The organism is Weizmannia sp. WK01 (assembly GCF_025905465.1).
GTDB classification, from domain to species: Bacteria; Bacillota; Bacilli; order Bacillales; family Bacillaceae_C; genus Weizmannia; species Weizmannia faecalis.
On record NZ_CP109616.1, the window covers coordinates 1,776,631 to 1,788,122 of the forward strand.

General features: G+C 47.1%; 11 protein-coding genes. 10 read left to right on the forward strand and 1 reads right to left on the reverse strand.

Annotated elements, in window-relative coordinates:
• Positions 1-12: 12 nt before the first annotated feature.
• From OF158_RS08235 to OF158_RS08250, 4 genes are all read left to right on the forward strand, one after another.
• On the forward strand, positions 13-1,071 hold the full coding sequence (locus OF158_RS08235) for a mechanosensitive ion channel family protein (RefSeq protein WP_225620886.1): 1,059 nt from the start codon (positions 13-15) through the stop codon (positions 1,069-1,071).
• Positions 1,072-1,197: 126 nt separating this feature from the next.
• Entirely contained in the window at positions 1,198-2,175 is a 978-nt protein-coding gene (locus OF158_RS08240) for an MBL fold metallo-hydrolase (RefSeq protein ID WP_225620887.1), read from the forward strand.
• A 247-nt stretch (positions 2,176-2,422) separates the two neighbouring features.
• A complete protein-coding gene (locus OF158_RS08245) occupies positions 2,423-2,761 on the forward strand; it encodes an SCP2 sterol-binding domain-containing protein (protein ID WP_014098298.1) in 339 nt (112 codons plus the stop codon).
• A gap of 221 nt (positions 2,762-2,982) precedes the next feature.
• The gene (locus tag OF158_RS08250; RefSeq protein WP_035184889.1) at positions 2,983-3,888 is read left to right on the forward strand and encodes a R2-like ligand-binding oxidase; all 906 of its coding nucleotides are present in this window, start codon (positions 2,983-2,985) and stop codon (positions 3,886-3,888) included.
• Positions 3,889-4,063: 175 nt separating this feature from the next.
• Here the strand turns inward: OF158_RS08250 and OF158_RS08255 are convergent, their stop codons facing one another.
• Complete coding sequence (locus OF158_RS08255) at positions 4,064-4,630, reverse strand: O-acetyl-ADP-ribose deacetylase (RefSeq protein ID WP_014098295.1); 567 nt, start codon at positions 4,628-4,630, stop codon at positions 4,064-4,066.
• A 124-nt stretch (positions 4,631-4,754) separates the two neighbouring features.
• Here OF158_RS08255 and OF158_RS08260 point away from each other — a divergent pair, with 124 nt between their 5' ends.
• The 6 genes from OF158_RS08260 (at position 4,755) to ltrA (ending at position 11,435) form a co-directional block, all read left to right on the forward strand.
• A complete protein-coding gene (locus OF158_RS08260; protein WP_014098294.1) occupies positions 4,755-4,934 on the forward strand; it encodes an H-type small acid-soluble spore protein in 180 nt (59 codons plus the stop codon).
• A 100-nt stretch (positions 4,935-5,034) separates the two neighbouring features.
• Positions 5,035-5,790, forward strand: a complete 756-nt coding sequence (locus OF158_RS08265; protein ID WP_035184886.1) for a 3-hydroxyacyl-CoA dehydrogenase — start codon at positions 5,035-5,037, stop codon at positions 5,788-5,790.
• Positions 5,791-6,040: 250 nt separating this feature from the next.
• Positions 6,041-7,192, forward strand: a complete 1,152-nt coding sequence (locus tag OF158_RS08270) for a thiolase family protein (RefSeq protein WP_035184884.1) — start codon at positions 6,041-6,043, stop codon at positions 7,190-7,192.
• A 101-nt stretch (positions 7,193-7,293) separates the two neighbouring features.
• Positions 7,294-8,802 carry a class I adenylate-forming enzyme family protein gene (locus tag OF158_RS08275; protein WP_035184909.1) on the forward strand — a complete coding sequence of 503 codons (1,509 nt, stop codon included), beginning with the start codon at positions 7,294-7,296 and terminating at the stop codon, positions 8,800-8,802.
• 406 nt (positions 8,803-9,208) lie between these two features.
• Positions 9,209-9,586, forward strand: a complete 378-nt coding sequence (locus tag OF158_RS08280) for a replication termination protein (protein WP_014098290.1) — start codon at positions 9,209-9,211, stop codon at positions 9,584-9,586.
• A 439-nt stretch (positions 9,587-10,025) separates the two neighbouring features.
• A complete protein-coding gene (gene ltrA / locus OF158_RS08285) occupies positions 10,026-11,435 on the forward strand; it encodes a group II intron reverse transcriptase/maturase (protein ID WP_043052469.1) in 1,410 nt (469 codons plus the stop codon).
• The last annotated feature ends 57 nt before the right edge of the window (positions 11,436-11,492 follow it).

The window sequence follows — 11,492 nt, forward strand, 5'->3', positions numbered from 1 at the left end:
AACCGGGTGGTTATGTTGTTGGATACAGTATGGAAAGAATTCTCGGACATTCATCTTTTTCGTTTTGCGCTTGATACGGTCGTTTTGCTTGTTGCCGGCAAGCTGTTGAAGTGGACGGTATCCGTGCTTGCAAAAAGGAACCGCCGGCTGCAAAAAACGGTCGTGCCGGCGGTTTATTCAATTACAAACTGGGCTTGTTTATACGGTGTACTTTTGATCTTCCTGTTTGATTTCTCCGATAACAGGTGGTTGTTTTACCCGCTTTATTCCAAAGGCGGGCTCGATGTCACGCCGTTTTTGCTGATTGTTGCTTTAATGATTGTCACGCTCGCGCACAGGCTTGTGAAGCTTCTGACAAAATATGTGCTTTCAACCGTTTATGACCATTATCACGTTGACCGCGGACTCGGGTATACGTTTAACCGCCTCATTTATTATACCGTCATGATTGCTGCACTTTGTATCAGCTTTACAACGGTCGGCCTTGACCTGTCTGCACTTGGGGCGGTTTTAAGCGTAATCGGGATCGGGCTCGGCTTTGGCATGCGCAACATCGCGGCAAACTTCGTATCCGGGATCATCATTTTATTTGAACGCCCGATTGAAGTCGGTGAAACGGTTGAAATCAATGAGGAAACCGGCAGAGTGGAGAAAATCAATCTCCGCTCTACAACGGTCCGGCTCGATAAAAGCGGTACGCTGATTGTTCCAAATCAATATTTTATTGAACAGGTCATTAAAAACCGGACGACGGAAAAGCCTTCTGCTTCTATTCAGGTCAGCGTCAGTTCCGAAATGGATACAAAAAAGGTGGAAAAGCTATTGCACGAGGCTTTTGAAACAGTAAAAGAAGCAGATCATGGTCTCGCACCGGATACGATAGCGTCTGTAAAGTTGATCCGGTTGCGGAACCATAGCTTTGATTTTCTTGTAGAGATCCCGCTTTTGCCGGGCAACCAGAAAGATGAGATTGAAAATGAAATGCGCCATGTGATCGTCCGGCTGTTCCGCGAAAACGGCATTGAATTTGCAAAAGAACCGATCGAACAGGTGATTTTGCGGGACAGTTGAGCCCAGCCCAAAAAGGCAGGTACTTATGGCACCATCTGCCTGATTGGCGGCATCATGCATACGATTAAAAAAAGTGAAAAAGTTTGCCCCAGTTCCTCCGAAAAGTTATGCTTATGGTAGGAGGGGATGGATTTGGCAAGTTTTACAGAGAAAAAGGATTCATGCGACTTCACGAAAGTGGCGGAAAATGTATGGAAACTGGTCGTCCGTTTTCCATTCGGCATGCGGGAGGTCAATTGCTATCTTTTTAAAGGAAAAAAAGGGTACACGATTGTGGATACCGGGGACTTCCATGAAACGGCGAAGGAAACATGGAACAAAGTGCTGGCATCGGTTTTTCCCATTGAAAAAATTGTGCTGACACATTCGCATCCCGACCATCTCGGGCTTGCGAAATGGCTGAAAGAAAAATACAGTGTACCTGTTTTCATGTCCGATTTAAGCTTTCAGACCATGCAGGAAACAAAGGCCCGTTTTGCCGTTTCACATGATAAATACGAAGCGGTTTTGCAAAAGCATGGCGGGCCGACTTTGCCGAAACGGAATTTTGCACGGGAGATCCCGAAATATGATTTTGAACCGGACGGCCTTTTTAAAAATGGCGAACAGGTTCTGCTCGGTGATGATCCTTACGAAGCGATCCGGACGCCTGGCCATGCGCCGGACCATTTTTGTTTTTACAATCGCAAAAAGCAAATTCTGGTGCTCGGAGACCATGTGTTAAAAGACTTGTCCCCCATTGTTGCCGCCTGGTCTGAGAACGACAAAAACCCGCTTGGGGATTATTTTGATTCGCTTGACCGGATTAAAGACCTGCCTGTCAAAGTGGCGCTTCCGGGGCACGGCGGGCTAATTGAGGATGTAAAGGCGCGGGCGGAGAGCATCCGGATGCGCCATGAGCATAGACTCAAGCAAATTGTCATGTCGCTTCAAGAAGGAGAGAAAACAGCGGCGCAAATCTGCCGGGATACTTATGGGGATATGGCAATAAAGCAATTTTTCGCTCCGTTTATGGCAACAATTACAAGATGTCTTTATCTGGAATTTGCCGGAAAAATATCGAGCCGACTGGTGAATGGACAAATTTTATATTTTTTGCCCTGATCAGCTCGCATCTGCTTCAGCTTAAGAGGCAGATGATTTTTTTGCGCCGAAGGAAAAGACGTGCAGCCGGTAAACCAAAAACCGGTTGTTCAAGTTTGCGCAGAAGGTATGGCTTTAGACGGGCGATAAATATAGGGCAAGCAGAAAACCGGGCTTCCGATTTCCCTACATATATAGGAATTGGCCTTGAAAGGTTCGGAATATATAATTAGTTGTGAAAGCCACTTTTACAACAAGGAGGAACCGCATGGAAACCGTTGACGAAATTTTTCAAACAATTGATGCTGCCTTAAAGAAAGATCCTTCCCGGTCACAAGGAATGAATGCGGTATACCAGTTTAATTTAAGTGGGGAAGAAGAAGGGACTTACCATGTCGTTATGCGTCCGGAAGGCAGTTACGCTGGGGCGGGGGAAGCGGAGGATCCGAATTGTACGCTCTCCATGTCATCCGCTGACTTTAAAAAACTGGTGCAAGGCAAAATGAACGGCACGACGGCTTTTTTAACCGGCAAACTCCGGCTGAAAGGGGATATGGGGCTGGCTTTGCGGTTGCAGGACGTTTTGTCAGCATATAACGCTTCCTGATGGAAACAAAAGAAGCGAAAGCCCTTTACAACACCGCTCCTGGGATCCGTTTTGAAAAAGGGAAACCCTGGTGTGGCAAGGGATTCCCGCTCGCTTGGGTGTGCCGGCACAGAAGTTGACCGGATTTTTTGGCGGAAGCTGATAAACCGAGCACCATGCCTGCCGGTTAGAGGCACGACAGGACCGTTCCGGCATGGCGCACCTGACAAGGAGATGAAAAGATGGCGCATGAACGTTTTCAAACCGTTGAGGGTCAAATCAACTGGAATGACCCGATGTATAAGCTTTATGAAAAAGCAAAGCGGAACGGCGGGTGGAATCCGGCTGACATTGATTTCAGCCAAGACCGGGAAGATTTTCTCCAATTAAGGGAGGAAGAGAGGATAGCATCGTTACCGCTTATTTCCTCTTTTTCAGCCGGGGAAGAAGCGGTTACGCTCGATATTTTGCCGATGCTCCATGCGATGGCAAGACAGGGCCGGCTTGAAGACACGATGTTTTTGACCACCTTTTTGCACGATGAAGCCAAACATACGGAAATGTTTTCGCGCTGGCAGCAGGCAGTGGGCGTCGGCGATCTTGATTTATCGGCCTACCATAATGACAGCTACAAGCGGATTTTTTACGAAGCGCTGCCCGAAGCAATGGAGCGCCTGTATACAGACGATTCGCCTGAAGAGGTCATCCGTGCGGCGACGGTTTACAATATGATTGTGGAAGGCGTGCTTGCGGAATCCGGTTATTATTCGTTCAGGCAGATTTATAAAAAATCCGGCTTGTTCCCGGGCATTTTACAGGGCATTGATTATTTAAATATGGATGAAGGCAGGCATATCCAGTTTGGCATTTATACGATACAGCGGCTTGTAGTTGGAAATGAGGAAAGGTTTAAATTGTTCCATGACTATATGGATGAGTTGTGGATGCATGCTTACGGCGTTGTCGAATACCTTGTCGGACTGGCGGTTTTACAACGGGAACAGTCAAATTTTGAATCGCAGATTGTATTCGAGCCGGATATAATGCGGCAATACGCTGTTAAACAGTTTCATATTCGAAAAAGCAAGATCGACCGGGCCAGAAAATACAAGAACCTTACCGAATTGGAAGCTGCTGCAGATTCCTAAAACAGAAGACCCCGGGCCCGGGGATCCAGCGGGAGGACAAAGTAAGTTTCCCGGTGAAGCGGCATGGATGTGGAAAAACGGCGGCAGCTGCGAAACATCTGTAAAAATGTCTCTGCTTCCCGGTTTTCCAGCACGTACCGGCCCGGGCAAAAAAGCCGGCATGCTGTGCGAAACCTCAATTTACCAGGATTGTCACTTTATTGCCCGATTTTTCGCTATCATATGAAATGCTTTTCCATTCTGTTGCTGCTTTTTCGTACGCTTGTTTTGTCCGCTCGTCAAAACACACCATCCACACTTCCTGCACCGAGTCGGAAGTTTCAAGGAATGTACAAATGGTGCGGACAGCGATCCGGGCAGCCGCATCCAGCGGGAAATGGTATACACCGGTGCTGATGGAAGGAAAAGCAACCGTTCGCAGTCCTTTCGATTCAGCGAGGCGCAGGCTGTTTTGGTAACTGTTTTCCAATAATTCGGCTTCATGATGGCCGCCTCCCTGCCAGACGGGGCCGGGCGTATGAATGACGTATTTTGCCGGCAGCCGGTATCCTTTCGTCATTTTTGCTTCGCCGGTCGGGCATCCGTTCAATTTCCGGCATTCCTCAAGGAGCTCGGGCCCTGCTGCTCTATGGATGGCCCCGTCCACACCACCGCCGCCGAGCAGTGTTGTATTCGCCGCATTTACGATGGCATCCGTTTTGACTTTTGTAATATCGCCAAGTACGATTTTAAAAGACTTCATCTCCATCATCTCCGTTTCTGTTCTTTGTTTTATTTTAACAGGAAGGGGTGGATGTTTAAATACCGGTATAGTTTCACACTCCCCTATCCATACTTTAATTGTAAAAAGAAACGGAGGTTTTGGTATGGATGCAAGACGTGCGCAGGAAATTATGAATGTGCCAGAAATGGTGACGGTCACTTTGAACGGGGAAAGGATTTACATCGAGCATGTTGACCGGCAGGAAGAAACAGCAACGGTGCATACCCTTGATCATCCGGATAAAAAGATGAGCGTTCCCGTCAACCTTTTGCTGGAACATTAAAACCGCTTTTTGAGCGGTTTTTTTTCGGTTGACAGTGAAAATACAAACATTTAGAATTTTAGATACGGAACAGATCTTCATGGGAGAGGGGTTTAGTCAAATGAATCTGGAAAACAGCACAGCCATTGTAACCGGCGGGGCATCAGGGCTCGGGGAAGCAACGGTAAGGAAATTGGTGGAAACGGGCGCGAAGGCGGTTGTTTTTGACCTTCAACAGGAAAAAGGAGCAAAATTGGAGCAGGAACTAAAAGGGCGGGTTCGTTTTTTCAAAACGGATGTAACGGATGAGAAAAGTGTTCAAGATGCGCTAGAACAAATTGAAAGCGTTAACATACTGGTAAATTGTGCCGGCATCGGAGCGGCGAAAAAAACATACGGCAAAAGCGGCGTACATGATCTTGCCTCTTTTCGGAAAGTGATTGAGGTGAATCTGATTGGCACGTTTAATGTGATCCGGCTTACCGCTGAAAAAATGGCACATAACAGCCCGAACGAAGAAGGGGAAAGAGGAGTGATCATTAATACAGCCTCGGTTGCCGCTTTTGAAGGGCAGATCGGGCAGGCAGCCTACAGCGCGTCAAAAGGCGGCATTGTCGGGATGACGCTTCCGGTTGCCAGGGATCTTGCCAGCCTTGGCATTCGTGTTGTCACGATTGCACCGGGTGTATTTGAAACGCCGCTTTTCGCTTCTTTGCCAGAAAAAGCAAGGGATGCGCTTGGCAAGATGACACCGTTTCCTCCCCGTCTCGGACGGCCGGCAGAGTATGCGCAGCTTGTCCAAAGTATTGTCTTGAATCCGATGCTGAACGGGGAAACGATCCGACTTGACGGTGCGATCCGGATGCAGCCGAAGTAATGTGAAGCTGATGATGGAAAAATCCGCCTGGCAGGCAGGCACGGGAAACATCTCAAAATCGCACGCGCAAGGCGGATTGGGCCGGTTGCTTAACGGGTCGATAAAAACAGTCCGGGCCGGGCACCATTTTCAAAAGAGTCCCGTGCAAATGCGAGACTAAGACAGGAAATACGGGTTTACAAGCGGAATCGCAGTTTAAAAACGCAGGGTATAAGATGAATGGAATATTTTTATGGTGAGGGGAATGCGGATGCGGGAAGCGGTCATTATAGAAGCGGTTCGGACACCCGTTGGAAAGCGGAATGGATTATTAAGCGGGATCCGGGCAGAAGAGCTGGCGGCGAAAGTTTTACAGGAAGTGGTCGAACGGGCGGGGATATCTCCGGATATGGTGGAAGATGTGATCATGGGCTGTGTTTCCCAGGTCGGGGAACAGGCGTCTGATATTGCGCGGCAGGCAACGTTGATCGCAGGATTTCCGATTGAAGTGCCCGGCGTTACCATTGACCGCCAGTGCGGATCCAGTCAGCAGGCGGTGCATTTTGCAGCTCAGGCGGTTCTCTCCGGCGATATGGATGTGGTGATTGCAGGCGGGGTTGAGAGCATGTCGCGCGTTCCGATCGGCTCCAACAGGAACGGCGCCGCATTCAGCAAGTTGCTCACTGCAAAATACAACATGATCCATCAGGGGCTGTCCGCAGACTTGATTGCGGAAAAGTGGGGCATTAGCCGTGAAAAGATGGACCACTATGCGCTTGAAAGCCACAGGCGTGCATTGCAGGCGCAAAAAGAAGGGCGTTTTGACAGGGAGATCATGCCGGTTGAAGCGGAACAGCCTGATGGCAAGACCGTGACAGTTGTGAAAGATGAAGGCCCGCGTTCAGATACATCGATTCAGAAATTGTCCGCGCTGAAACCGGCTTTTCAGGAAGACGGGCGTATCACGGCAGGTAATGCGAGCCAGATTAGCGACGGGGCAGCTGCCGTTTTAATCATGTCCCGCACAAAAGCAGAGGCACTTGGCCTGAAGCCGCGGTTCCGAATTCTCGCCCGGACCGTTGTTGGGTCTGATCCGACACTGATGCTGACAGGGGTGATCCCGGCTACGGAAAAAGTGTTATGTCAGGCGGGGCTTTCGATTGATGACATCGATGTATTTGAAGTGAACGAGGCATTTGCTTCCGTACCGCTTGCCTGGCTTTTAGAAACCGGCGCCAGTCCGGAAAAACTGAACCCGAACGGCGGTGCGATTGCGCTTGGCCATCCGCTTGGCGCAAGCGGGGCGCGGCTCATGACAACGCTAATACACGAGCTGGAACGAACAAACGGTCGTTACGGCTTGCAAACGATGTGCGAAGGTTACGGTATGGCAAACGCGACGATCATTGAAAGATTGGATTAAAAAACATGTTGTTTCCGGCTGGGGAAAGGAGCGTATCACCGCAGCCGGCGCTTTACTGCGGCAAACGGAAAAACCGGGTTTTTCGAACAGGAGGAGTAAAAATGTTTGTTGGGCAACAGCTCAAATGGCATGCCATTCATCAACCGGACCATATCATTACGTCTTACCGGGGAAAGAAAATGACTTATGCTCAATTTTACCGGGAGGCGATAAATGTCGCCGGCTTTTTCCAAAAAAAGGGGTACAAAAAGGGAGACATTATTGCCCTTTTTCTTCATAATTCCGATGTGCTGCTCATTGCCTATTATGCCTGCCAACTGGGCGGTTTCACAGCCATGCCTGTCAATACAAAATTGGCACCACCCGAAGTGCAGTATATTTTTCATCACTCAGAAGCAAAAGCCCTCATCTATGATACCCGTCTGCTCCATATATTGCATGAAATTCCGCGCGAGTTTCATCAATTCCAAGACCGCCTGATGGTCGGCGGGGAAGACACATTCCGGGCTATTGCCGGAGAAAATACGGATGCTTTTATGCCTCCCCAAATAGAGGCAGATGATACTGCTGTGATTTTTTATACATCCGGCACAACCGGCAGGCCAAAAGGCGTCATGCTGTCTGCCGCAAATGTCCGGGCAGCGGCACAAATCTGGGCTGAGGCAATGGATTTAAGCAGGGAAGACCGTGTGCATATTGTCACCCCATTATTCCATTGCGCGGCATGCCATGTCTTTAGCATTCCGGCCATCTACCGTGGTGGCACCATGATCATAGAAGAACAATTTTCCCCTGAGAAAACGCTTGAAACAATGGAAAAAGAAAAAGTTACTGTTTTCTTCGGGGTGCCGGCAATGTACAGTATCCTTCTCAATACGCCGAAAATGGCTGAAGTTGACCTGTCTTATTTGCGATTGTTCTGTTATGGTGCGTCTCCGATGCCGTATGAACGTGTGCGCCAGTTAAAAACGCGTTTTCCGACAGTAAAAGTACAAAATTTATACGGCCAGACCGAAAATGCGCCGGCAGCTTCAACATTAACTGACCGTTTTGCTATGGAAAAGGCAGGTTCGGTTGGCCAAGCATTGCCGCAAACGGAAATTCAAGTGGTAGATGCGGGCGGTTCACCTGTTCCCGCCGGGGAAGTAGGCGAAATCATCGTTAAAGGGCCGCAAGTCATGAAAGGATATTTGAAAAATGAAGAAGAAACGCGGAGGGTATTGCAAAACGGTTGGCTTTACAGCGGAGATTTGGGCTATTTCGATGAAGCCGGCTTTCTGTATTTAGTTGACCGTAAAAAAGATATGTTAATACGTGGAGGCGAAAATGTTTATCCGGTGGAAGTAGAGGAAGTGCTGTATGAAATGCCGGAAATTTTGGAAGCGGCAGTAGTCGGAATTCCGCATGAAATATACGGGGAAGTGCCAAAAGCCTATATTGTCGTGAAAAAAGGCGAAACATTGACAGAAGAAAAAGTGTTTGCCTATTGTTCGGGAAAACTTGCAAAATATAAATGGCCGGCCGAAATTGAATTTTTACAGACGCTTCCACGAAATGCGAGCGGGAAAGTTTTAAAACACGTTTTGCGAAAACAAATTTCCGGGGTGTAAGGCAAACAGCACGGCAGCAAAAAATACCCATTTTGAGAAAGGGCGCCCGTGCCGTTTGGGAAAAGCGTAATGCCGGCAATGCGCCGGTATTTTTTTGTTTAATTTGGTTTAATAACACTATGTGCTAAAAGATAAATAATATTTGACCAAATGTTTGCACGATAAAAATGAACGAATTTTTACCATTCTTTTGCCGGCTTAGCCGGATGCACGGTTGATATAAAACGCGACTCCATTTTATAGAAATGAAAGGGTTTCAGAGCAGATTTTATAAAAATTACACAATGTGCTAAAAACATAATAAAAAACAAAAAACCTACACAGCTAAAATAACATACGTTCGAGTGTTAATTTTTGTGTGCTGCCGGCACATTTTACTATAATGGAAGAAAAAGGGGTGAGTAGCATGGCGGAAAAACGGCAAAGGGAGAGTACCGGCTTTTTAATCAAACAGCGCGCCTTTTTAAAACTTTATATTATCACCAATATTGAAAACGGACGGTGGTACGGGCTGCAGCTTTTGGATGAATTGAAAAAAGAATTTAAGCCGCTCGGTTTCGAACCGCAGCATTCCGAAATCTACCGGGCGCTTCATGAACTGGAAGATGAGGAGCAAATTTTGACCAAAATAAAAGTAAAACCGGACGGGGCAAAAAGAAAAGAGGTTGTGGTATACAAAATCAAAGACATGGAAAAAGCAAAAGCGTACAAAAAACTTGTCAAGGCTGACTTGGAACGGTGCGAGCAGCTTTTGCGAAAAGCGCTTCAGGATAACTTTTCATAAAAAAAGCCGGGTGTGCCGGCTCTTTTTTATTTATCAGTGCGCCGTGCATGGCGATTCGCTAGGCGGTGTAAGTCCGCTATGGGGGTAGGTAGCGACCAACCATTAGCCAAGAGCAAGGGTGTCCATCGTGAGATGGAATCTGAAGGAAGCTGGAGGCAAAATTCTGACCCGAGGAACACGAACATCATTAGGCGTACTCTCACAGGGTAAGGCTGCTGAACAAGTCAAAGCCCAAAAGCTATCCGGATGTGGAAACGTAAATGGTGCGGGTACATGGAATGAAAGCAAATCACCTTACCACGGGAGGTCTCACGGACAGGTGGAAACAGAGTATGAAACCTGGTTGAAACAAGATTTGCCGTGAGAAGTCAGCAGAAGCCATAGTACGGAGATGCCTGGAGCATCGAAGGAAGGGCTGAACTAAAGGAAGTGGAAGTCAATGAAAGTTACCGAAGAAACGAACAAATGCAGAAAACAGGAAGAAACCTGCTGTCAAAAAGATACTGCGGAACAGGAAGGATATGGCAGAGGGCATAGTTTCAAGAGGATAACTGAAAACAACACCACTAACACCAACAGACAGAACGAATGGATGCTCGAACGAATCCTTTCAAGTAATAACCTGCACCGTGCCTATAAAAAGGTAAAGAAAAACAAAGGTGCGGGCGGTGTCGATGGAATGAAAACAGGTGAACTTTTGGCATACCTAACTGAACATCAGAGGGAACTCGTCCTCTCCATTCGAAATGGGACATACAAGCCCCAACCCGTTAGAAGGGTAGAAATTCCAAAAGACAACGGGAAAACAAGGAAACTTGGAATACCAACGGTAGTAGACCGAGTCATCCAACAAGCCATTTCGCAGGTCCTAGTCCCTATATATGAAAGAAAGTTCTCAGACAATAGCTATGGTTTCCGACCACATAGAAGTACACATCAGGCACTTCTCAAGTGCCAAAAGAATGTAAATGAAGGATACCAGTATGTAGTAGACCTGGACTTAGAACAGTACTTTGACACGGTAAACCATAGTAAGCTTATCCAGATATTGAGTGAAACAATTCACGACGGACGTGTAATCTCCTTAATCCATAAATTCCTAAATGCAGGTGTTATGATCAAAGGAATAAGGACAACAAATGATTTCGGTGTTCCACAAGGAGGACCACTAAGTCCGCTTCTTGCCAATGTAATGTTAAACGAATTGGATAAAGAAATGGAAGCAAGAAATCACCGATTTGTCCGTTACGCTGATGATGTGATCATATTCTGTAAAAGCCGAAGAAGCTGCGAAAGAACATACCATAACATTCTCCCATTCATTGAGAAGAAATTGCGACTCAAAGTGAACCGAGAGAAGACGATGATCACACATATTAGAAACATCAAGTTCCTGAGTTATGGATTTTACCTTTATGAAGGAAAATGCAAATTCCGGGTACACCCGAAGGGTGTTCAAAAATTAAAGGAGAAAATTCGCAGAATCACAGGAAGAAGCAACGGATTAAGCGTAGAGGAAAGAAAGAAAAGGCTAAACGACACTGTCCGAGGATGGGTAAATTACTACAAGCTAGCGGATATGAAAAGTCTGGTAACCAGACTGGACCAATGGACACGAAGAAGAATGCGAATGGTAACTTGGAAAAGATGGAAGAGAGTACGCACAAGATTTTATTGGCTCAAGAAATTAGGGATCAATAAAAGAAAGGCGTGGGAATGGGCTAACACAAGAAAAGGCTACTGGAGAATCTCCGGCAGCCATATCTTAGCTAGAACCCTTACAAACGAACTCTTCCGAAGAGCAAGGTATATAAGTTTTCTGGATTACTATCTGTCTGTACGGTCGTAAACTTTAGAACCGCCGTGTACGGAACCGTACGCACGGTGGTGTGAGAGGTCGGCTAAT

What these genes read in the sequence shown, in the direction of transcription:
- OF158_RS08270 (WP_035184884.1), top strand. Translation starts at nt 6,041, where the DNA reads ATGCGGGAAGCGGTCATTATAGAAGCGGTTCGGACACCCGTTGGAAAG.
- OF158_RS08265 (WP_035184886.1), top strand. Translation starts at nt 5,035, where the DNA reads ATGAATCTGGAAAACAGCACAGCCATTGTAACCGGCGGGGCATCAGGG.
- OF158_RS08235 (WP_225620886.1), top strand. Translation starts at nt 13, where the DNA reads ATGTTGTTGGATACAGTATGGAAAGAATTCTCGGACATTCATCTTTTT.
- OF158_RS08250 (WP_035184889.1), top strand. Translation starts at nt 2,983, where the DNA reads ATGGCGCATGAACGTTTTCAAACCGTTGAGGGTCAAATCAACTGGAAT.
- OF158_RS08280 (WP_014098290.1), top strand. Translation starts at nt 9,209, where the DNA reads ATGGCGGAAAAACGGCAAAGGGAGAGTACCGGCTTTTTAATCAAACAG.
- ltrA (WP_043052469.1), top strand. Translation starts at nt 10,026, where the DNA reads ATGAAAGTTACCGAAGAAACGAACAAATGCAGAAAACAGGAAGAAACC.
- OF158_RS08275 (WP_035184909.1), top strand. Translation starts at nt 7,294, where the DNA reads ATGTTTGTTGGGCAACAGCTCAAATGGCATGCCATTCATCAACCGGAC.
- OF158_RS08240 (WP_225620887.1), top strand. Translation starts at nt 1,198, where the DNA reads ATGGATTTGGCAAGTTTTACAGAGAAAAAGGATTCATGCGACTTCACG.
- OF158_RS08260 (WP_014098294.1), top strand. Translation starts at nt 4,755, where the DNA reads ATGGATGCAAGACGTGCGCAGGAAATTATGAATGTGCCAGAAATGGTG.
- OF158_RS08255 (WP_014098295.1), bottom strand. Translation starts at nt 4,630, where the DNA reads ATGAAGTCTTTTAAAATCGTACTTGGCGATATTACAAAAGTCAAAACG.
- OF158_RS08245 (WP_014098298.1), top strand. Translation starts at nt 2,423, where the DNA reads ATGGAAACCGTTGACGAAATTTTTCAAACAATTGATGCTGCCTTAAAG.